Consider the following 21,275-nt stretch of genomic DNA (forward strand, 5'->3'; position numbering starts at 1 on the left):
GCGCCCCCACGGATTCCCATGTCGCAAACCATGACACCGTCGGAAATCGTTTCCGAACTCGACAAGCACATCATCGGCCAGAACAAGGCCAAGAAGGCCGTGGCCGTGGCGCTGCGCAACCGCTGGCGCCGCCAGCAGGTGGACGAGCCGCTGCGCCAGGAAATCACGCCCAAGAACATCCTGATGATCGGACCCACGGGCGTGGGCAAGACCGAGATCGCGCGCCGCCTGGCCAAGCTGGCCGATGCGCCGTTCATCAAGATCGAAGCCACCAAGTTCACCGAGGTGGGCTATGTGGGCCGCGACGTCGACACGATCGTGCGCGACCTGGCCGAGATGGCCGTCAAGCAGACGCGCGAGTCCGAAATGAAGAAGGTGCGCACCAAGGCCGAGGACGCCGCCGAGGACCGCCTGCTGGACGTGCTGCTGCCGCCGCCGCGCGACATCGGCTTCCAGCAGCAGGAAGACAAGGACTCGAACACGCGCCAGGTGTTCCGCAAGAAGCTGCGCCAGGGCGAACTCGACGACAAGGACATCGAGCTTGAAGTGGCCGCCGGCATGCCGAGCATGGACATCATGGGCCCCCCCGGCATGGAAGACATGACCGAGCAGATCCGCACGATGTTCGCCGGCCTGGGCCAGGGCAAGAAGGCGCGCCGCAAGATGAAGGTCAAGGAAGCGTTCAGGCTGCTGATCGACGAAGAGGCCGCCAAGCTGCTGAACGAGGAAGAGCTCAAGCACAAGGCCATCGCCAATGTGGAGCAGAACGGTATCGTGTTCCTGGACGAGATCGACAAGATCGCCAGCCGCAGCGACGTGGGCGGGGGCGAGGTGTCGCGCCAGGGCGTGCAGCGCGACCTGCTGCCGCTGGTGGAAGGCACCACCGTCAACACGAAGTACGGGATGGTCAAGACCGACCACATCCTGTTCATCGCGTCGGGCGCGTTCCACCTGTCCAAGCCGAGCGACCTGATCCCCGAGCTGCAGGGCCGCTTCCCGATCCGCGTGGAACTGGAATCGCTGTCGGTGCAGGACTTCGAGGCGATCCTGACGCAGACCGACGCCAGCCTGACCAAGCAGTACCAGGCGCTGCTGAAGACCGAAGAGGTCGACCTGCAGTTCGCGCCGGACGGTATCCGCCGCCTGGCCGAGATCGCGTTCTCGGTCAACGAGAAGGTCGAGAATATCGGCGCGCGCCGGCTGTACACGGTGATGGAGCGCCTGCTCGAAGACCTGTCGTTCCACGCCACGAAGTCGTCGGGAAACACCGTGACGATCGACGCCGCGTACGTGGATGAACGCCTGGGCGACCTGGCGGGCAACGAGGACCTGTCGCGCTACGTGCTGTGACGCGCGGGGCTTCCGCCATCAAGATAGCCGGACAGCCGTCCGGCTATTTTTTTGCCTGCGCGGGGCAGGTTGCCCCGGTCAGTGCGCGTGGCCGGCGTGCCCGGCATGGGCATCCACCGGGATCACTTCCAGCGCCGGCGCGGGCGACTTCAGCTCGCGCGGGTTCTGGCCTTCGACCGGAACCTGCGTCCATTCCGACTTGCCGTTCTCGCACTCCTGCACCACCGGGAAGTACAGCTTGCCGCCTTGTTCGGGCAGCTTCATCAGCAGGCGGAATTCGTCGAAATGCTGGTCGGCCAGCGTGTTGCCATACCAGCGGATCGTGCGCACATCGTCCTCGACCGTCTTGCCATGCGAGGTATAGGGCTTGGCCAGCTTCGCGCGCTGGACGTCGAGCTGCCAGCCCGGCTTCGGCTGCGGATGCGCGCCCTGCACGCCTTCGGGGATGGTCACCGTGACCGATTTCGTGGCGCTGCCATTGCAACCATGGCCCACCATCAGCACGCCCTTGAAGTAGCTGCCGGCGGGCGCCTGCTTCTGTTCGAAGACGATATGGGCAGAGGCCAGCGGCGCGGCGGCCAGCAGGGCAACGGACAGGGCGGTGGGCAGGGCGGCAGCGAGGATGCGCGGGATCATGGAGCGGGAGTCGTCCGACTGTGTGACAAAGTGCATCAGTCTAACTTTGCGCACCGGGCGCCGACGTGCGACGTGGTGCCGCAGCGCGGCGGGCGGTCGCGCGTCGCCCGTTTCAAGTCAGCGGTGTTTCAAAGGCGGGCAGCCCGTTGTCGCACCCGTAACCGTCGTAAGCATTGGTAAGCACACTGGCGCCAATCCTGAAGAAAATGCGACCCTTGCGCACCTTGTCTGTCACCGTCCTGGTCGATGGGACCGATGCGGGAGCCACCGCATCCTGCGCAAACACCTAAAGGGAGTCAGCCATGCGTACAACCTTCTTCAAGCGCAACCGTGTGCGCAAGCGCCGGGTGGCCATGGCCACCACCGGCGTCGTGGCCGCCATTACCGCCGCCACCGTGTTCCTTTGCATCCGCCCCGGCGTGATGACCAACGCCCATGCGGCGGCGGTGCCGACCGTCAACGTGGCCAAGGCCGCGGACCAGACCGAGCGCCGCGCCGTCGTGGCCGCCACGGCCATGGCCTCGGGTGCGCTCGTGACGCTGGCCGACCGCCACGCCAGCGACGCCGTGCGCATGGCCGATGCCTCGGACGACGATCTGGGCTGGGACTACGTGCAATTGCGCCTGTAACACCGCGGGTCGGGCCGGGAAGCCAGTCAGCCGGAATCAGCGCGACACCGGCCGCTTGCCCAGCTTGCGCTGCAGCGTGCGTCGATGCATGTTCAGCGCCCGCGCCGTGGCCGAAATATTGCCGCCGTGCTCGGTCAGCACCCGCTGGATGTGCTCCCATTCCAGCCGGGCCACCGACAGCGGCACCGGTTCTTCCAGCGCGGCCTCGGCCGCCTCTTCCGAAACGCCTGCCATCAGCGCGGTCAGGATCGAATCGACGTTGGCCGGCTTGGCCAGGTATTCGTCGGCCCCCTGCTTGACCGCTGCCACGGCCGTGGCGATGCTCGCGTAGCCCGTCAGCACCAGGATGCGTGCGTCGGGCAGCGCCTGGCGCAGCGGCGCCACCAGATGCAGCCCCGATTCGGCCGGCGCGGTGCCGCTGGCCTCGGGCGGCGGCCCCAGATGCAGATCCAGCGTGACATAGGCGAACGGCGTTTTTGCGGCCAGGGCCAGCGCGCTGCCGCCGTTGTGCGCCACCTGCACGGCATAGCCGCGGCGCGTGAGCGCACGGGCCAGCGTGCCGGAAAACACCTCGTCGTCATCGATCACGAGGAAAGGCGTGGCGTCGGGTGCAGGTACGGCGGCAAGTGCGTCGGCAGGTGCGTCGGTCATTACGGTTGGAAATCGGATTGCAGGGAGAGGGGGTTCGCGGCTGCGCCGGCCAGCGGCAGGCGCAGCTCTGTCACCGTGCCGCCGGCGGGGTTGTCGAGCCATGCCAGCCCGCCCCCAAGCTGGCGGGCGGCGCTTTGCGCCAGATACAGGCCGATGCCCTGGCCGCCGTGACTGCTGGCCACCGGCGCTTCGCCAAGCTGCGCGCGCAGCCCCGGCGCAATGCCGCTGCCGTGGTCGGTCACGCGCCAGACCAGCGTGTCGGCGTCCACCGATACGGTCAGCGCCAGCGGCGGAGCCTGACGGGTGCCGCCGCCCTCGCCGTACTGGCTGCGTGCGGCGTTGTCCAGCACGATGGTCAGGATCTGGCTCACGCGCGCCGTATCAACGGCCTGCGCCGCAGCCTCGGGCAGCACGTCGGCCTGCAGGCTGGCCTGCGGATGGCGCAACTGCCAGCGTTCCACAAACGAAGCGATCCAGGCGTCGATGCGCTGCGGGGCCAGCGTCTCGTGATCTTCCCGCAGCCGCGCCAGGATCGAGCGACACAGTTCGAGCTGCTGCTCCATCGTGCGCAAATCGGGCAGGTAGCCGGCCACGGTGGTGGCGCCGCGCCGGGCGTCCTCGGCATCGGCGCGCAGTTCGCCGGCGATCACGGCCAGCGTGGCCAGCGGCGTGCCGATTTCATGTGCCACGGCGGCGGCCTGGTCGTTGAGCGCCTCGACGCGCGCCTCGCGCAGCAGCAGTTCGCGCGCATGGTTCAACTGGGCGTCGCGCTGGCGCAGCACGTTCGACAGCCGCGCCACGAAGAACGCGATCATCACGGCACTGGCCACGAAGTTCAGCCACATCCCGGCCAGGTGATAGTTCACCGCGTTGTCCGGGTTGTGCAGGTGCAACGGCAGGTATTCGAGCAGCAGCAGCGAATAGCAGGACAGCGCATAGACCGCCAGCACCACCACCAGCCGCCACGGCAGGATGGCCGCCGCGATGGCCAGCCCGGGCAGGTAGAACGACACGAACGGGTTGGTGGCGCCGCCCGTATAGAACAGGATGGCCGACAGCGCGGTCAGGTCCACCATCATCTGCACCATCAGCTCGCCATCGCCGGGCATGGAGCCGCGCGTGGCGTGCCAGCGCAGCCGCGCCACCGAATACAGGTTGAACGCAGTCTGGACCGTGAACAGGAACAGCAGCGGCTTGTACGGCAGCATGATGCCGGCCACCGATTCGCACGACACCAGCAGCATGGCCTGGCCGGCCAGCAGGGCCCAGCGCAGCCAGCACAGGCGGCGCAGGCTGACCAGGCTATGGCGTTGCGCCGGCATGCCGAAGATGGCCGGCAGCGGGGTAGGGGGCAGGTCGATCGAGGCGTGCATGGCGCGAGTGTAGCAATGCTGCGGCGGGTTGCCCGTCATGCGACACCGTGCCGCATTCTGGGTGGCCGGCGGGGCTGCCAGACTGTCGGGCTATCCGGCGACGGGCACGGCGACGGCAAGGCGGCGGGCGGTGTCCGGCCAGCCATGGTCTAATGGTCGCCCTCAATGTTGTCGCCTTCGATCCGAATCGTGGAGATGTTCCCCATGCAAGCCAAAGTCCGTGCGGCGCGTGCCGCTTCCATCGTCACCCTTGGCCTGGCCGGCCTGCTGGCCAGCGCCCACGCCATGGCGCAGGTCGACGTCAGCGACGCCTGGGTGCGCGGCACCGTGCCGGCCCAGACCGCGTCCGGCGCGTTCATGACGCTGCACGCGCACGACGCGGCGAAGCTGGTCGGCGTGTCGTCGCCGGTGGCCACGGCCGAGTTGCACGAAATGAAGATGGACAACAACGTGATGCGCATGCGCCAGATCCAGGCGCTGGACCTGCCGAAGATGCAGGACGTGCAGCTCAAGCCGGGCGGCTATCACGTGATGCTGATGGGCCTGAAGCAGCAGCTCAAGGCCGGCGATACGGTGCCCATCACGCTGAAGATCGAGCAGAACGGCAAGGTGACGGAACAGACCGTCAAGGCCGAGGTGCGCGACGTGACCGCGTCGGCCCAGTCGGGCGGCCACGCCGGCCACATGGATCACAAGCACTGAGCGGGACCACAGCACTGACCGGGCTGGGCCGGCGGCGCCGGGCTGGCCCGCCGGGTCAGCCGCGCAGGCTGATGGCGGCCGCTTCGGCGTCGGCGTCGGCTGACGTAGCGGCCTCGCGCACGCGTTCGCGCAGCCAGGTATGGCCGGGATCGGCCTCGGCCTTTTCGGGCCAGATCATGCTGTAGCTGAAGCCCGGGATCGTAAACGGCGCCTCGAAGATGGCCAGACGCGGGTCGGCCAGGGCTTCCAGGCTGCGCCGGGCCGTGGTCAGGACCATGTTGGTGCCGACGATCAGTCCCGGCGCCACGCTCCAGTGCGGCACCGCGCAGGCAATCTTGCGCCGGCCGCCCAGCCGCGTCACGGCGGCGTCGATGGCCTCGCCGCGCTCGGTGGCGGCCGTCACCAGCACATGCGAGCGCGCGAGGTAGGCCACGTGGTCCAGCCGGCCGGTGTCGCGCACCGTGGCCGCATCCACCGCGCAGGCGAAATCGTCATCGAACAGCACCGCCGTGCGCACGCCCTCGGGCTCGAACGAAAAGGCGGCCAGCGCCACGTCCAGCTCGCCGTCGGCGATCTGCGCGGTCATGGCTTCGCGGCTGGACTGCGTCACGACCAGATCGATATTGGGCGCCGCCCGGCGCAGCGCGCGCAGCAGGCGGGGCAACACCACCAGGGCGCCATAGTCGGACATCGCCAGGCGGAACGTGCGCCGGGCCGTGGCCGGCTGGAAGCCACCCGGGCCCAGCAGGATGCGCACCTGCGCCAGCGCCTCGGCCAGCGGGCCGGTCAGCTCGTGGGCGCGCGGCGTCAACACCAGTCCGCCCTGGCCTCGCACCAGCAGCGGGTCGTCCAGCAACTGCCGCAGCCGCGCCAGCGAATGGCTCACGGCCGGCTGGCTCAGCTGCAGCCGCAGCGCGGCGCGCGAGATATGGCGTTCGGCCAGCAGTGCTTCCAGCACCACCAGCAGGTTGAGATCGATTCCGCGTAGGCTATTCATGTCGCGAATGTTAAACCGGACTGCGTCCGTTTTGTCATTCGCCGAACGCAGGAGCGAAAATTTTCACTGTGAATGGAGAGGTGTCTCAGCCTGACGACGTTTCAGGCACTCGGGACACAGGCAATGCTGGCCCGGCACGATCTGGCGCGCCGGCAGCAGCGGCAGGCTGGCGCACCAGCATTCCGGCAGGCCGGCCGCATACCCGCAGACGAAGGCGGCCCCGCAGGCGCTGCAATGCTCCACGGGGCGCAGCCGGCCGGTCTGTATCGTCGAGGGGTCGGTCATGGCGTGTATCCTTGTTGCATTGCCGCGATTGCAATGCCGCCGCCGGTTTCTTGTAGAATCGGCGCCTGCCCGCAATGCCGGCTCGCCCCGTACCGCCCTGTCAGGCGGACGGTTCGTCATGATACCTGCTCCAGATCACACGGAATGTCCGAAGCCATGAACGCTGACAATCCTGGGCCTGCCACCACGTCGGTAGCGGCCATCGCCCCGTCTCTCAAGGCTGAAATCCTTGCCGAGGCGCTCCCCTACATCCGCAAGTTCCACGGCAAGACCATTGTGGTCAAGTACGGCGGCAACGCGATGACCGAGGAAAAGCTCAAGCACGGCTTTGCGCGCGACGTGATCCTGCTGAAGCTCGTGGGCATGAACCCGGTGGTGGTCCACGGCGGCGGCCCGCAGATCGACGAGGCGCTCAAGAAGGTCGGCAAGGTCGGCACGTTCATCCAGGGCATGCGCGTCACCGACGAGGAAACCATGGAAGTGGTGGAATGGGTGCTCGGCGGCGAAGTCCAGCAGGACATCGTCATGCTGATCAACCAGTACGGTGGCCAGGCCGTGGGCCTGACCGGCAAGGACGGCGGCCTGATCCGCGCCAAGCGCCTGCAGATGCCCGACCGCGAGAACCCGGGTACCTTCATCGATATCGGCTATGTGGGCGATATCGAGGCGATCAACCCGGCCGTGGTCAAGGCGCTGCAGGATGACGCATTCATCCCGGTAATCTCGCCGATCGGCTTTTCCGACGACGGCCAGGCGTACAACATCAACGCCGACGTCGTGGCCGGCAAGATGGCCGAGATCCTGAAGGCCGAGAAGCTCGTCATGATGACCAACATCCCGGGCGTGATGGACAAGAAGGGCAACCTGCTGACCGACCTGTCGGCGCGCGAGATCGAGGAACTGTTCGCCGACGGCACGATTTCCGGCGGCATGCTGCCGAAGATCTCGTCGGCGCTGGACGCCGCCAAGAGCGGCGTGCATTCGGTCCACATCATCGACGGCCGCATCGAACATTCGCTGCTGCTGGAAATCCTGACCGAACAGGCCTTCGGCACGATGATCCGCTCGCACTGAGCGCGTCCGTCAGGGAACCCGCCTGGCGCGGGTTCCCGGTCTTCCTCTCCATTCAGGTTCACAATCCAGGCGTGTTTATCCGTCAGCCCACCCAGCGTCGCGGCAGGGATCGCGCACGTCGTCTTTCGTCCGGACAGGCTTCCGTCCACCGTCCGCGCCGGCATCTGCTGCGCGACGCGGTGGGGAATGCCTCCGGCGATACGGTGTGGCTGTTCGATCTCGACAACACGCTGCACGATGCCTCGCACGCGATCTTCCCGGCCATCAACCGGCTGATGACCGCGTACGTGGCACGGGTTCTGGGCAGCGACGAGGCCACGGCCAGCCGCGTGCGCGTGGACTACTGGCAGCGTTACGGCGCCACCCTGCTGGGCATGATCCGCCATCACCAGGTGGACCCCGCGGATTTCCTGCGTGCCGCGCACGACTTCCCCGAACTGGCGGACATGGTGCGCGTGCGGCGCGGGCTGGTGGCCGCGCTGCGCCGGTTGCCGGGCCGCAAGGTCCTCGTGACCAACGCGCCGCGCGACTACGCGATGGCGGTGATGGCGATGGCCGGGATCGACCGCTGCTTCGAGCGCGTGGTGGCGATCGAGGACATGTGGGTGCATGGTCATCTGCGGCCCAAGCCCGACCGGCGCATGCTGCGGCGGCTGCTGACGCAGATTGGCGTGGCGCCGCACCGCGTGGTGCTGGTGGAGGACACCGTGTCCCACCTGAAGCACTATGCGGCCATGGGCATCCGCACGGCCTGGGTCACCGGTTTCCTGCGCACGCTGGCGCCGTCGCGGCCGCATGTGGTGCCGGCCCAGGCCGGCGCCGCGCGCGATGCCGCCACGCGGTCGATGCTGTCGGCCGAGGATCGCCAGCATGTGGGCCACACGGCCCAGGAGCGTTCGGTGACGCTGGTCGCGGCCGAAACCCAGGACCCGTCGGGCGGCCTGGACGGCGGGTCAGGTGCCCAGACTGCGGCAACGGCGCCACAGATGCAGCCCGATCATGCCCCCAGAATGCGTGCCCGCGTGGTGAATCGCCCGGGATATGTGGACATAAAAGTACAATTGATGCATCAACTCCTACGACAAAAGCGGAGAATCGGGTCATGACGCAAACCATCGCTCGCGAGGCAGAGGCTCTCATGCCAGTTGCCTCATCGGCCATCGAGCCGGAGACCCCGGCGCGCAAGCGCCCGCGCCCGGGCGAACGCCGCATCCAGATCCTGCAGACGCTGGCCGGCATGCTCGAACACCCGCGCGGGGAAAAGATCACCACGGCCGCGCTGGCCGCCAGGCTGTCGGTGTCCGAGGCCGCCCTGTATCGCCATTTCGCCAGCAAGGCGCAGATGTTCGAAGGCCTGATCGGCTTTATCGAGCAGACGGTGTTCGGCCTGATCAACCAGATCACCACGCAGGAGGAACACGGGCTGCGCCAGGTGCAGGCCATCGTGCGCATGCTGCTGACGTTTGCCGAAAAGAACCCGGGCATGACGCGCGTGCTGACCGGCGAGGCCCTCGTGGGCGAGCACGAGCGCCTGCAGGAGCGCATGAACCAGATGGTGGACCGCATCGAGGCATCGCTGCGCCAGTGCCTGAAGGTGGCTGTCACGCAGGCCGCGTTTCCGGCCGATGCCGATATTCCGGGACGCGTGGCGCTGATTACCGCCACGGTGCAGGGCCACTGGCACCGCTACGCCCGCAGCGGGTTCCGCAAGCTGCCGAGCGACAACATCGATGCGCAACTGCGCGTGCTGCTGGGGTAAATGCCCCGCGCCGGCAAGCGGTCATGCGTGCGGCCGGCGCTTTGCACTATAATGTGCGGGTCGCGCCGATTTGATGACTGGCTTGCGGGCGCGCGGCACCCGGGGAAAACGCTCCGGTTGCCAATATAAATGCGGCTAAAGAGGTTGGGTCGGTGCCTCGCGGATGGATCATCCACGCTCCAGCACCGACACGCGGAATCCCGCGAAAAGCCCGACTTGGCTGCGAAACCTACGCATTGGCCGGTCGGGTTTTTTTTCGCCTGCTGACTTGACGCGGGCCTGCTCCATGACCGATGTCGCTCCTCCCGCTGGCGTGCTCGATGTGCCGACCGATTCCGTCGGCGTCGTCACGCCCCAGCGCCTGCATTTCGCCGAACCGCTGAAGCTGCGCAATGGCAGCCAGATCGCCGGCTATGACCTGATGGTCGAAACCTACGGCAAGCTCAACGACTCGCGCAGCAATGCCGTGCTGGTGTGCCATGCCCTGAACGCCTCGCACCACGTGGCCGGCATCGCCGCCGACAACCCGCGCGATATCGGCTGGTGGGACAACATGGTCGGCCCCGGCAAGCCGCTCGATACCAACCGCTTCTTCGTCATCGGCGTGAACAACCTTGGGTCGTGCTTCGGCTCGACGGGGCCGATGAGCGCCAACCCGGCCACCGGCCAGCCCTACGGCGCGCTGTTCCCGGTGGTGACCGTCGAGGACTGGGTCAACGCGCAGGCGCGCGTGGCCGACCACTTCGGCATCGAGCAGTTCGCGGCGGTGATGGGCGGCAGCCTGGGCGGCATGCAGGCGCTGGCCTGGAGCCTGATGTACCCGGACCGCCTGCGCCACTGCATCGTGGTGGCGTCCACGCCGAAGCTGTCGGCGCAGAACATCGCGTTCAACGAGGTGGCGCGCAGCGCCATCCTGTCCGACCCCGATTTCCACGGCGGCAACTACTACGCGCACAACGTGAAGCCCAAGCGCGGGCTGCGCGTGGCGCGCATGATCGGCCATATCACGTACCTGTCCGACGAGGACATGGCCGAGAAATTCGGCCGGACACTGAAGGCCGAGGACATCCAGTTCTCGTTCGACGTCGAGTTCCAGGTGGAAAGCTACCTGCGCTACCAGGGCGACAAGTTCGCCGAGTATTTCGACGCGAATACCTACCTGCTGATCACGCGCGCGCTGGACTATTTCGACCCGGCGCTGGCCTTCCAGGGCGACCTGACGAAGACGATGGCCCAGACGCATTCCAAGTTCCTGGTGGTCAGCTTCAGCACCGACTGGCGCTTCGCGCCAAACCGCAGCCGCGAGATCGTCAAGGCCCTGCTCGACAACAAGCGGCAGGTGTCGTACGCCGAGATCGACGCGCCGCATGGCCACGACGCCTTCCTGCTGGAAGACCCGCGCTATCACAACCTGATGCGCGCCTACTACGAACGCATTGCCGAGGAGATCGGTGCATGAACGCCGCCAATCCCAATATCCTCGCGCTGCGTCCCGACTTCCGCGCGATTGCCCGCTGGGTGGAGCCGAACTCCACCGTGCTCGACGCCGGCTGCGGCGATGGCAGTCTGCTGCGCGTGCTGCAGGACGAGCTGGACGTGAAGGCCTACGGCATCGAGATCCGTGACGAAGAGGTGCTGGCCTGCGCCCAGAAGGGTGTCAACGTGATCCAGCAGAACCTGGAGGGCGGCCTGGCGCTGTTCGAGGACCAGAGCTTCGACACGGTGATCCTGTCGCAGACGCTGCAGACCATCCACAACACGGCGCAGGTGCTGCGCGACACGCTGCGGGTGGGCCGCGAGTGCATCGTCTCGTTCCCGAACTTCGGCTACTGGCCGCACCGGCTTTCGGTATTCCAGGGCCGCATGCCGGTGTCCGAGGCCCTGCCGTACCAGTGGTACAACACCCCGAACGTGCGCGTACTGACGATCCGCGATTTCGAGGAACTGGCGCCCAAGGTGGGCCTGCGCGTGCTGGACCGCGTGGTGATGCACGAAGGCGTGACCGTGAACTGGGGCGTCAACTGGCGCGGCAGCCTGGCGGTGTATCGGGTGGCGGCCACCTGACATGGGTGTGCGCGATTGCGCCCGGCGCGCTGCAGGGCGGAATCGAAGCGTCCCTAGCTTGACGCAAGCCTCCGGCGGGCATACCGTACGACGTTACCGAACGACCGTACTTTTTCCCGCATCCCTGCCATGACGCAAGCGCCCCTGCATCCGCTCGATCACGCCCTGCAACTGGAACCGGCCGGCGAACACCGCTTTCGGGGACACACCAGCCAGGCCTACTGGAACATGATCGGGCCGTTTGGCGGCGCCACGGCGGCCGCCATGCTGCAGGCGGCGCTGATCCATCCCGAGCGGCTTGGCGATCCCAGCGCGCTGACGGTCAACTTTGCCGGCCCGATTGCGGAAGGCGCGTTCGAGATCGTCGCGCGGCCGTCGCGCACCAATCGGTCGACCCAGCACTGGCATCTGGAGGTGCTGCAGAACGGCGAAGTCACTACCACCGGCAGCGCCGTGTTCGCGGTGCGTCGCGAAACATGGAATTGTGGCGAAGCAACGATGCCCGCCGTGCCCGCCGCCCGGACGCTGCCGAAAATGGGTGGCTTCGCGCCGGTGAAATGGATCAACAGCTATGACATGCGCGCGGTGCGGGGCGCCAAGCCCACGGCCCAGCCCGGCACGGAGAATCCGGACAGCCTGACGCAGTTCTGGATCCGCGACGAACCGGCGCGCACGCCCGACTATGCTTCCATGGCGGCCTGGTGCGACGCGTTCTACCCGCGCATCTTCCTCAAGCGCGCGGGCTTCGTGCCGGCCGGCACGGTATCGCTGACCACGTATTTCCACGCCGACGCGGCCACGCTGGCCGCGCTGGGCGACCGCCACGTGCTGGGCAGCGCCCGGGCGCGCGTGTTCCGGCAGGGCTTCTTCGACCAGACGGCGGAAATGTGGAGCCCTGATGGCGCGTTGCTCGCCACCTCGCACCAGATCGTTTATTACAAGGAATAAGGCCGGGATCTGCCCGCCTGCTCCCTGGGCCGAACCGGCGTTGCGCCCGCCCTACGCCGGCCGGGCCGCCGCTGTCTCTGCCGGCTCGCGCGCCTGCGCTTCATAGCGGTGGACGGTGTGGCGCATGGCCCAGAGCAGCGCCACGCCGGGCACGGCCGCGATGACGGTGCCCAGGTAGAACGGCGCCCAGCCCCACGCCTCGACCATGTAGCCCGAGGTCGGGCCCACGTAGACGCGGCCGATCGACGCCAGCGCCGACAGCAGCGCGTACTGCGTGGCCGAGAACGAGCGGTTGCACAGCGTCATCAGCAGCGCCACGAAGGCCGCGGTGCCCATGCCGCCGCAGACGTTCTCGACGGCGATGGTGGCGGCCATGGTCCACAGGTGCGGCGGCGTCACCGACAGGACCCAGTAGCCCAGGTTCGACACCCCCTGCAGCACGCCGAACAGCATCAGCGACCGATACAGCCCCAGCCGCACCATCAGCGATCCGCCAAACAGCGCGCCGATGATCGTGGCCGCCAGCCCCAGCGTCTTGTTGACGATGCCGACCTCGCCGGGGTCGAAGCCCAGGCCGCGGATCAGGAAGGTGGTCGACAGGCTGCCCGCGAAGGCATCGCCGAGCTTGTACAGCACGATCAGCAGCAGCAGCCACCAGGCGCCCTGGCGGCCGAAGAAGTCGCGCAAGGGGCCGAGTACCGCCTCTTCCAGCGATCTGGGGGCGCGCGCCGGGGTGTCCGGTTCGGGCGCCCACATCAGCGTGAGCAGGCCCACACTCATCAGCGCGGCCATCAGCAGGTACATGTTCGACCAGCCCAGCACGCGGTCGGCGAGGTAGAGCGCCAGACCACCCGACACCAGCATGGCCAGCCGGTAGCCCAGCACCTTGACCGCCGCGCCGGCCCCGCGTTCGGCGGGGCGCAGCACGTCGGTACTGTAGGCATCGAACACGATGTCCTGCGACGCGGACAGGAAGGCCACCAGCGTGGCCAGTGCCGCCAACGCCCACAGGGCCTGGTGCGGCGGGCAGAAGGCCATCGCCGCGATGCTGCCCACCAGCGCCAGCTGGGTCACCAGCAGCCAGCCGCGCCGCCGCCCCAGCATCGGCGGTGTGTAGCGGTCCATCAGCGGGGCCCACAGGAACTTGAAGATATAGGCCTGGCCCACCAGCGAGAAGAAGCCGATCGTCTTGATGTCGAGCCCTTCCACGGTCATCCAGGCCTGCAGCGTGCCGGAAGTCAGTGCCAGCGGCAGGCCGGAGGCAAAACCGAGCGTCAGCATGGCGCCGATGCGGCGGTTGCGGAAGATGTCGAGATAGGTCTGGAAATTCATGATGGGGTGGCGCCAGGGCTGGCGTGTATTATTGCATCACCCGTTCGCGCTGCCCCCGAACCCGCCACGACTTATTTCGCATCGAGCCCCGCCGTGAATCCCATCATGCCCGAGACCATGCGTCAGTCCTGCCTGCGCGTCGCCCTGGCCGCAGCGGCGCTTGCACTGGCGCTGCCCGTGCTGGCCCAGGACGTGGCCCTCGTGGCGGCCCCCGATGACGGCGTGCGCGTGGAGCGGCGCTACTCGAAGGTGCGCGAGATCGTGCCGATGGAGGTCATCGACCAGCAGGCCGCCCGCGAGTACGAACAGGTCAGGCAGGAAGCCATCGCCAAACATACGCTGCTGGACGACGCCGATCCGCAGGTGCAGCGCCTGCGCGAGATCGGCATCCGGCTGCTGCCGCAGACCGTGCTCTGGAATCCGCGCGCCGGTCGCTGGCCGTGGGAAATCAACGTCATTCGCGCCAAACAGATCAACGCCTTCTGCATGCCCGGCGGCAAGATGGCCGTCTATACCGGGCTGCTCGACGAACTGAAGCTGACCGACGACGAAGTGGCCGTGGTGATGGGCCACGAGATCGCCCATGCGCTGGAAGAACACGCGCGCCAGCGCGCCGCGCAGGCTGAAATCTCGAATCTGGGGGCCAACGTGGTGTCGCAGCTGACCGGCTTCGGCAACCTGGGCAACATGGACATCGGCTCGAACGCCAAGATGTTGTCGCTGCGGTTCTCGCGGCTGGAAGAGACCGAGGCGGACCTCATCGGCATGGATATCGCCGCCCGCGCGGGCTACGACCCGCGCGCTGCCATCACGCTGTGGCAGAAGATGGGCAAGTTCCTGCAGGCGGGCGACGAATTCTCGTCGACCCATCCCTCGGGCCGCAGCCGCATTGCAGTGCTGGAGGCGCACATGAAAGAGGTGCTGCCGATCTATGCCCGGACCATGAACATGCCGATGGACAAGCTGGCGCCCCATCAGGCCAACATGGCCGGCCTGGCCGGCGCGCCGGTGGATGCTGGCGACGAGGACCAGCGGCGGCCACTAAAAAAGTAAACACGTCAATCTGATTCGTGCAACGGCGGATCGGGTAGCATCATCCGGGTGGCGTTCGAGGCGCGTGGCGCCGCAGATGCCGAGGATCGACTCAACAAGGGAGAGGCCCATGAACAAGACATTGCGCAGTGCCCTGGTCGCGACCGCTTTACTGGCGTCGGGCGCCGCCAGTGCGGCCGACCAGCTCATGAACATGCCGATCGATGCCGCATTGAAGTCGCCCACGGCGGCTACCCGGATCGACCCGGGCATCCAGATGTCCTGGGGCTTCAACAGGCTCGACGGCGCACAGAATCCGGTGTTGTTCAAGACGGTAAAGCGCGTGCGCCGGCCTGTGAGCCGGGTGCAGGACACGCCCGCGCCGACCGATGCCGAGCTGTGCCAGACCGTGTTCGTGGAGGCGCTGCAGGAATTGCAGCAGCGTGCCAGCAGCACGGGCAACAACGCCTTAATGGAGATCCGCAGCAACTGGAAGGACGACGAAACGTCGAGCGACAAGACGTATGTGTGCGCCAAGGGCGCGGCCTATATCGGCGTCGCGCTCAAGGCCACGCTGGTCAAGGTGGGCGGTTGATCCAGCCTGCCGCCAGCCAGGCACCCCATGAAAAAACCGGCTCCATGGAGCCGGTTTTTTTGTGCGTCACGCGCCCGCGCACCCTTGGCGCCCGATGCGCGTTCAGGCCGTCAAGCCTTCAGGCCGGTGGCTTCGTCCGCGCCGATGCGCACGTTCATGCACTGCACCGCTGCGCCGGCCGCACCCTTGCCCAGGTTGTCCAGGCGGGCTACGAGGTTCAGGCGCTCTTCGTTGCCGAACACGAACAGGTCCACCCGGTTGGTGTCGTTGCTGGCCTGGACGTCGAAGAAACCATGGTCCAGGTTGTCGTCGCTGTTGAACGGATGCACGCGGACGAACTGCTCGCCCTCGTAGTGCTTGCGGTAGATGTCGAGGATAGCTTCGGCATCGGCCTGCCCGCGCAGCAGCGACGGATACACCGGCACCGTCACCGACAGACCCTTCAGGAAGTTGCCGACGATCGGGTTGAAGATCGGCGCCTGGGCCAGGCCGGCCTGCACGCGCATTTCCGGCAGGTGCTTGTGCGCCAGGCCCAGCGCGTACGGGCGCGGGCTGTTCAGCTTCGGGTTACCGCCGGCTTCGAATTCGGCAATCATCGACTTGCCGCCGCCGCTGTAGCCGGTCAGCGAGAACGCCGAGATCGGGTAATCGGCCGGCATCAGGCCCGCTTCCACCAGCGGACGCACGGCCAGCACAAAGGCGCTGGCGTGGCAGCCCGGCACGGCGATGCGGTTGCTGGCGCGAATCTTCTCGCGCTGGCCGCGGGTCAGTTCGGGCAGGCCATAGGCCCAGCTGTCGGTGGTGCGGAACGCCGTGCTGGCGTCGATCACGCACGTGTTCGGATTCGTGACCAGCGACACGGCTTCGCGCGAGGCCACATCGGGCAGGCACAGGAAAGAGACGTCCGAGGCATTCAGGAAGCGTGCTCGCTCCTGCGGGTCCTTGCGCTTGTCATCGGCAATGCGCAACAGCTCCACATCGGAGCGACCCGAGAGATAGTCAAGCAGCCGGAGACCGGTGGTGCCTTCCTGACCATCGACGAACACTTTGAAAACCATGGCGGACTCACTATGAAAAATGCGAAGAGTCTCCTGTCCTTGGGGGCGGGAGGGTAGGAGCATACCATTGCTGGCCTGCTCCCCCCTAAGAACCGTACGTGCGAGTTTCCTCGCATACGGCTCAAGCCTTCACAAAGTGCTCAAGAGACATCAAACACCGGCTTCACAACGGTTCTACCGTGCTGGTGTACCTGGATATGACAGTTCGGATGCAGCAATACTCGATTTCCTAGAGCGTCCGACCCACCGTGGGCCCGGTAGACGATGTGGTGGTCATCCCACCCGGTCTCTTTGGTTATCTTGCACTGACACACCGCGCACAAGCCCCGCTGGTCGACATACAGCTTGATCCACTGTTTCCGGTGAGACATGTTTTCCAACATGCGGTCCCGGCGTAGATTTTCGCCATACATTTCCTGCGCTGGATCGAAGGGGTTGAACTCCCCTCGAATCTTCTTGTGCCTTCTAATGGGCGTGCTGGCAAGCGAGTACAACTCCTGCCAACGCCGTTCCCCATCATCTTCCACAAACTCGGTCCCGAACACCCAGTTCCGATCGCCAAACGACGCGAAGTACTTCTTCCGCACCCATTCGGCATTCTTTCCTCGGTGCCGCCGTTTCGCCCACCAGAGCAGAGCGCGGAAGATACTGCGCTCCATTTTGTTGAACGACTCTTTCGCCACAACTGGACTGTGATACTGTGCCCAGCCTCTCAGCATCGGGTTCAGCAGGCGGATAAGATTCTCCTGCTTTGCCGTCTTATTGGCGCTGATGACCTCCTTCACCTTGCGGTAGAACGCTTGCGCGTTTTTCTTGCTCGGTTTGATGAGCAGCGTTCCCGAGTACTTCCGGAAATTCCACCCGAGGAAGTCGAAACCCTCGGCTATGCTGACGATCCGCGTTTTCTCCGTGGACAGTGAAAGCCCCCGTGTTGCTAGGAACCTTTCTACCCACGGTTTCACTTCGTTAGCTAATACCTCCGGCGTGTTGCCGGTGATTACGAAGTCGTCCGCGTAACGTACAACATTGACCTTGAGCCGCTTCGCGTTGTTGACGCCCAGTGTCGTCCGTAAGAACTCCACCAGTTGCCGTTCCAACCCGTTTAGCGCCACGTTTGCCAAGGTTGGGGAAATAATGCCCCCCTGTGGCGTACCGGCTTCGGTCGCCTGAAACTGGCCCTGAAATACCACGCCAGCTTTCAACCACTTCCGAAGGATTGCTTTGTCCATTGGGACATTGCGCTCCAGCCAGTCATGGCTGATGTGGTCGAAGCACCCGCGGATATCCGCCTCTAGTACCCATTGGGCCGAAGCCTTTTGGGATAAAGAGACGAAAAGCTGGGACATGGCATCCGCCGTGGATCGATTGATCCGGAACCCATAAGAGTTCGGATCGCTTGTCCCCTCGGACACCGGCTCCAGCGCCAGCAGATACAGCGCCTGCATGGCCCGGTCCAACATGGTCGGAATACCCAGAGGGCGTTCCTTTCCATTAGCTTTGGGAATGAAGACCCGCCGCAGTGGCAGAGGTCGATACCCCCGGCGCTTCAACCGTCCGATGGCTTGCCACCGAACTTCAGGCGAGTCCCAGAGCTCGCGGTCGACACCTGCCGTCCGCTTACCTTGGTTCTCCGTCACTCGTCGTACCGCCGATGCCTTGGCGGAGAACGAGCGGGTCAGAGACCGTTGCAGGGCTTTCACCCTGCGCCAATCCCTTTCCTGTGTCGCCTTCGCAATTCGAATCTGCATTGCCCGGACATTCCGTTCGACGCAGCGCCAATTGATGTCGCCCCATCGTTGCGGAATGCCGGAGGGCGCAGATTCATCCTCGCGGATCAATGCTTCCATGCTGCTCTCCTATCTTGAGGACTTCCCCAAACAGCAGAGACAACATGCCCCTTGAGGGGCATGTCACCCCCCAAGGGAAGAAAATTAAACAAGCGAGTTCAGTCAGCCGTCTTGCGACGAAAGACCAGTTGGAAGTCTGCCCGCTTTCGCGTGGGATGATGTTTCAACCCCTATCCGGATCATTACAACCCGGCGTTCGCTTTTTCCAACCTCCCATACCCGCACAGCCGACAGCGTTCCTTGCGGTTCGCCTGCCAGAGCCATACTGCGCTCCGGCAGCCATACGGGCTTACCACGTTCCCTGCGCGTTACAAGACCGGGTTAGGGCCTGCCTCTCCACCGGTGGTCTGTTGACGACGTATCCCGAGTTCTCAGCGGAATATCCGACCACGTACCTTTTGGTTAGTGCCTATCAGCAGCTTTGGCACAGCAATGCTCACGGTGTTTAACAGCAGTTCACTTACATTACCCATACCAGTCAGCCTGGCTCCTCGACCCCATTGCTGCTCGGAGTCTCTACGCCCCTATCTCACGATAGGGACGCACCCTTGCGGGGGCTACGTTGTCAGGAGAGCTTCATACCCCGCCGTTACCAGCGACGCATGTCTCCCTAGGCTACTGTCAGTCGCATGACAGGTTCTCTATCGAGGCACCCTCGCGGGCGTACTCGACCGAACCATAACGCGCAGAGCTATACGCTCCGGGGAAACCTCACTTCATTACTTGAGTGCCGCCATGTCGGCAGGCGCTTGACGGAAGAGGGGCCCTTGCGGGCTCATGTCTCCGTCCCAAAGGCGTAGCGCCGATCCTGCTGGATCGGTTTAAATGCTATGTGGCTTTTGCGCAACAAAAACAGCCGTCGCACGTCCGCCCGCACCCTCCTTGGAGGGGCGTTTATAGGGAATCTGCCCAAAGGCGAGCGTCCCCACCTTTGGGCAATGGCTGGAAATCCATCCAGCAAATAGCAAGCTGCGAGTTGACCGATACGCTGGCCTTCCCACAACACATGGACTCGCTCCAGCCTTGCGGCCGGGCTTGTCAAAGCAAGAAATGGTTGAGATTGGACGGTTCAGGCCAAAGCCTTCTCCTTGTCTCAACAGAGGTCGATGCTCTTAACGTAGAGCTGCCGGACACGAAGTGCGTGTCGCACGAGAACCTGCATTGTAGCGAGATTGACTGCCGGACGCAGGGTTTACGCCAAAAGAGGCGTGTTGGCGGGGCAGCGTTCCGGGCTGGTGAACAATAACCAACCAGGTTGATTTCGCAGGCAAAAAAAATCGACGGCGCATGACGACTTCTACAAGAGCATGACGACGTATCGAGACCACCGCGTCTGGCAGGATGTGTATCCCCCACGCACACCCTATGGGAGCCCTTTACGTGAAATTGACCGTTCAGGGCGACTTGAAGCCGTCAGCCGCCCCGGCCTTGCGCCAGGGAGCCCCATCACAACGGAAAGTCGTAATCGATGGACAGCGGGGCGTGGTCGCTGAACTTCTCGTCCTTGTAGATGGCGCAGGCCTTGGCCGTGGCGGCGATCCTCGCGGTGGTCAGGTGGTAATCGATGCGCCACCCGACGTTCTTGGCGTAGGCCTGCCCGCGATTGCTCCACCAGGTGTACTGCTCCGGGCGCGGGTCGAGCTGGCGGAATACGTCGACGTAGCCGTGGGTGTCGAACAGCGCGCCGATCCACGCCCGCTCCTCGGGCAGGAAACCGGAGTTCTTGAGGTTGCCCTTCCAGTTCTTGATGTCGATTTCCTTGTGGGCGATGTTGACGTCACCGCACAGTACGACTTCGCGTCCACTCGCCTTCAGTTGCAGCAGGTGAGGCAGAAACGCTTCCATGAAGCGGAACTTGGCCGCCTGGCGCTCTTCGCCGCTCGATCCGGACGGCACATAGACCGAAATGACGGCAAGGTGCGGATACTGCACTTCCACGTAGCGCCCCTCGGCGTCGAATTCGGCGCAGCCGAACCCGGTGACCACGCGTTCGGGCTGGTGGCGGGTGTACAGGCCGACACCGCTGTAGCCCTTCTTTTCGGCGTAGTGGAAAAAGCCGTGATAGCCATGTGGCGCCAGAAACGCCTCGGTCATGTCGGCTTGCTGCGCCTTGAGTTCCTGTACGCAGACCATGTCGGCGTTCTGCTTGCCCATCCACTCGAAGAAGCCCTTCTTGTGGGCCGAACGGATGCCGTTGAGGTTGGCGCTGATAATCCGTAACATCTCGGGAAATTTTGAATTCAGAGAGAAAAGATGACGCAGCAGACGACGCCGGCCGACCTGAGCCAGACCTTTATCCGCTTTGCACTGGATGCAGGCGTGCTGTCTTTTGGCGAGTTCGTGACCAAGGCTGGCCGCAAGTCGCCGTATTTCTTCAACGCAGGCCTGTTCAACCAGGGTGCGATGCTGGGCCAGGTGGCGCAATTCTACGCGAAGACCCTTATCAACTCGGGACTGCAGTTCGACGTGCTGTTCGGGCCGGCCTACAAGGGCATCACGCTGGCGTCGGCCACGGCCGTCGCGCTGGCCGGAATGGGCCGCGATGTCGGGTTTGCGTACAACCGCAAGGAAGCCAAGGACCATGGCGAAGGCGGCACGCTGGTGGGCGCCAAGCTGCAGGGCAAGGTGGTGATCGTCGATGACGTGATCTCGGCCGGTACCTCGGTGCGCGAGTCGATGCAGATGATCCGCGCCGCCGGCGCCGAGCCGGCCGCCGTGCTGATCGCGCTGGACCGCATGGAAAAAAGCGGCACCGCCGACAACATCGGCACCCATTCGGCCGTGCAGGACGTGCAGCGCGAATACGGCGTGCCGGTGATCGCCATCGCGTCGCTGAAGGACCTGCTGGCGTATCTGGATGCCTCGCAGGACCCGGCGCTGGGGAACTCTCGCGACGCGGTTGCTGCCTATCGTCAGAAGTACGGCGTCTGACAGTTGTGTTGC

At 65.3% G+C, this 21,275-nt stretch carries 21 protein-coding genes and 1 pseudogene; 13 read left to right on the top strand and 9 right to left on the bottom strand.

Annotated features, from left to right (window positions below; all coding sequences use genetic code 11):
- Positions 1–18 precede the first annotated feature (18 nt).
- Positions 19–1,350: an ATP-dependent protease ATPase subunit HslU gene (hslU, locus tag BLQ58_RS25160; RefSeq protein WP_092602900.1), complete on the top strand. Its 1,332-nt coding sequence runs from the start codon at positions 19–21 to the stop codon at positions 1,348–1,350.
- 78 nt (positions 1,351–1,428) lie between these two features.
- Here the strand turns inward: hslU and BLQ58_RS25165 are convergent, their stop codons facing one another.
- Positions 1,429–1,986 (bottom strand): YcnI family copper-binding membrane protein, encoded by a 558-nt coding sequence (locus BLQ58_RS25165; RefSeq protein ID WP_092603053.1) that lies wholly within the window; start codon positions 1,984–1,986, stop codon positions 1,429–1,431.
- Positions 1,987–2,288: 302 nt separating this feature from the next.
- On the opposite strand from BLQ58_RS25165, the gene BLQ58_RS25170 reads away from it, so the two are divergent.
- A complete protein-coding gene (locus BLQ58_RS25170; protein WP_092602902.1) occupies positions 2,289–2,615 on the top strand; it encodes a hypothetical protein in 327 nt (108 codons plus the stop codon).
- 36 nt (positions 2,616–2,651) lie between these two features.
- On the opposite strand, the gene BLQ58_RS25175 is transcribed toward BLQ58_RS25170, so the two are convergent.
- Entirely contained in the window at positions 2,652–3,266 is a 615-nt protein-coding gene (locus BLQ58_RS25175; protein ID WP_092602904.1) for a response regulator transcription factor, read from the bottom strand.
- Entirely contained in the window at positions 3,266–4,639 is a 1,374-nt protein-coding gene (locus BLQ58_RS25180; protein WP_092603055.1) for an ATP-binding protein, read from the bottom strand. Before BLQ58_RS25180 ends, BLQ58_RS25175 begins: the two co-directional genes overlap by 1 nt.
- Positions 4,640–4,843: 204 nt before the next feature.
- Here BLQ58_RS25180 and BLQ58_RS25185 point away from each other — a divergent pair, with 204 nt between their 5' ends.
- Positions 4,844–5,341, top strand: coding sequence for a copper chaperone PCu(A)C (locus tag BLQ58_RS25185; protein ID WP_092602906.1), 498 nt, complete (start codon positions 4,844–4,846; stop codon positions 5,339–5,341).
- Positions 5,342–5,396: 55 nt separating this feature from the next.
- Here BLQ58_RS25185 and BLQ58_RS25190 read toward each other — a convergent pair whose 3' ends face one another.
- Positions 5,397–6,338 carry a LysR family transcriptional regulator gene (locus tag BLQ58_RS25190; RefSeq protein ID WP_092602908.1) on the bottom strand — a complete coding sequence of 314 codons (942 nt, stop codon included), beginning with the start codon at positions 6,336–6,338 and terminating at the stop codon, positions 5,397–5,399.
- 63 nt (positions 6,339–6,401) lie between these two features.
- Positions 6,402–6,623 (bottom strand): cysteine-rich CWC family protein, encoded by a 222-nt coding sequence (locus BLQ58_RS25195; RefSeq protein WP_092602909.1) that lies wholly within the window; start codon positions 6,621–6,623, stop codon positions 6,402–6,404.
- Between the two features lie 156 nt (positions 6,624–6,779).
- Here BLQ58_RS25195 and argB point away from each other — a divergent pair, with 156 nt between their 5' ends.
- From argB to BLQ58_RS25225, 6 genes are all read left to right on the top strand, one after another.
- Positions 6,780–7,697, top strand: a complete 918-nt coding sequence (gene argB, locus BLQ58_RS25200; RefSeq protein ID WP_066735077.1) for an acetylglutamate kinase — start codon at positions 6,780–6,782, stop codon at positions 7,695–7,697.
- A gap of 71 nt (positions 7,698–7,768) precedes the next feature.
- A complete protein-coding gene (locus BLQ58_RS25205; RefSeq protein ID WP_092602911.1) occupies positions 7,769–8,803 on the top strand; it encodes a pyrimidine 5'-nucleotidase in 1,035 nt (344 codons plus the stop codon).
- Positions 8,800–9,456 carry a nucleoid occlusion factor SlmA gene (slmA, locus tag BLQ58_RS25210; RefSeq protein WP_092602913.1) on the top strand — a complete coding sequence of 219 codons (657 nt, stop codon included), beginning with the start codon at positions 8,800–8,802 and terminating at the stop codon, positions 9,454–9,456. Before BLQ58_RS25205 ends, slmA begins: the two co-directional genes overlap by 4 nt.
- Positions 9,457–9,742: 286 nt before the next feature.
- Positions 9,743–10,915, top strand: coding sequence for a homoserine O-succinyltransferase MetX (locus BLQ58_RS25215; protein WP_092602915.1), 1,173 nt, complete (start codon positions 9,743–9,745; stop codon positions 10,913–10,915).
- The gene (gene metW, locus BLQ58_RS25220) at positions 10,912–11,520 is read left to right on the top strand and encodes a methionine biosynthesis protein MetW (protein WP_092602917.1); all 609 of its coding nucleotides are present in this window, start codon (positions 10,912–10,914) and stop codon (positions 11,518–11,520) included. The genes BLQ58_RS25215 and metW overlap by 4 nt, the downstream gene beginning before the upstream one ends.
- 129 nt (positions 11,521–11,649) lie before the next feature.
- On the top strand, positions 11,650–12,468 hold the full coding sequence (locus BLQ58_RS25225) for an acyl-CoA thioesterase (RefSeq protein WP_092602919.1): 819 nt from the start codon (positions 11,650–11,652) through the stop codon (positions 12,466–12,468).
- Positions 12,469–12,519: 51 nt separating this feature from the next.
- Here BLQ58_RS25225 and BLQ58_RS25230 read toward each other — a convergent pair whose 3' ends face one another.
- A complete protein-coding gene (locus BLQ58_RS25230) occupies positions 12,520–13,800 on the bottom strand; it encodes a muropeptide transporter (RefSeq protein ID WP_092602921.1) in 1,281 nt (426 codons plus the stop codon).
- 117 nt (positions 13,801–13,917) lie between these two features.
- On the opposite strand from BLQ58_RS25230, the gene BLQ58_RS25235 reads away from it, so the two are divergent.
- Both BLQ58_RS25235 and BLQ58_RS25240 read left to right on the top strand, forming a co-directional pair.
- Positions 13,918–14,853, top strand: a complete 936-nt coding sequence (locus tag BLQ58_RS25235; RefSeq protein WP_092603057.1) for a M48 family metallopeptidase — start codon at positions 13,918–13,920, stop codon at positions 14,851–14,853.
- A 109-nt stretch (positions 14,854–14,962) separates the two neighbouring features.
- On the top strand, positions 14,963–15,427 hold the full coding sequence (locus BLQ58_RS25240) for an excinuclease ATPase (RefSeq protein ID WP_092602923.1): 465 nt from the start codon (positions 14,963–14,965) through the stop codon (positions 15,425–15,427).
- A 110-nt stretch (positions 15,428–15,537) separates the two neighbouring features.
- On the opposite strand, the gene argC is transcribed toward BLQ58_RS25240, so the two are convergent.
- Together argC and ltrA are read right to left on the bottom strand one after the other, a co-directional pair.
- The gene (gene argC / locus BLQ58_RS25245; protein WP_254776147.1) at positions 15,538–16,485 is read right to left on the bottom strand and encodes an N-acetyl-gamma-glutamyl-phosphate reductase; all 948 of its coding nucleotides are present in this window, start codon (positions 16,483–16,485) and stop codon (positions 15,538–15,540) included.
- A 140-nt stretch (positions 16,486–16,625) separates the two neighbouring features.
- Positions 16,626–18,332, bottom strand: a complete 1,707-nt coding sequence (ltrA, locus tag BLQ58_RS25250) for a group II intron reverse transcriptase/maturase (protein ID WP_092602927.1) — start codon at positions 18,330–18,332, stop codon at positions 16,626–16,628.
- Positions 18,333–19,624: 1,292 nt separating this feature from the next.
- Between ltrA and BLQ58_RS29355 the strand changes: the two are divergent.
- Positions 19,625–19,739, top strand: a pseudogene (locus BLQ58_RS29355) (type II toxin-antitoxin system MqsR family toxin); the annotation flags it as partial.
- A gap of 39 nt (positions 19,740–19,778) precedes the next feature.
- Here the strand turns inward: BLQ58_RS29355 and BLQ58_RS25265 are convergent.
- Positions 19,779–20,555 carry an exodeoxyribonuclease III gene (locus BLQ58_RS25265; protein WP_092602929.1) on the bottom strand — a complete coding sequence of 259 codons (777 nt, stop codon included), beginning with the start codon at positions 20,553–20,555 and terminating at the stop codon, positions 19,779–19,781.
- Between the two features lie 30 nt (positions 20,556–20,585).
- Here BLQ58_RS25265 and pyrE point away from each other — a divergent pair, with 30 nt between their 5' ends.
- Positions 20,586–21,263, top strand: a complete 678-nt coding sequence (gene pyrE / locus BLQ58_RS25270; protein ID WP_066730642.1) for an orotate phosphoribosyltransferase — start codon at positions 20,586–20,588, stop codon at positions 21,261–21,263.
- Positions 21,264–21,275 lie beyond the last annotated feature (12 nt).

The organism is Ralstonia sp. 25mfcol4.1, assembly GCF_900104095.1.
GTDB lineage: Bacteria > Pseudomonadota > Gammaproteobacteria > Burkholderiales > Burkholderiaceae > Cupriavidus.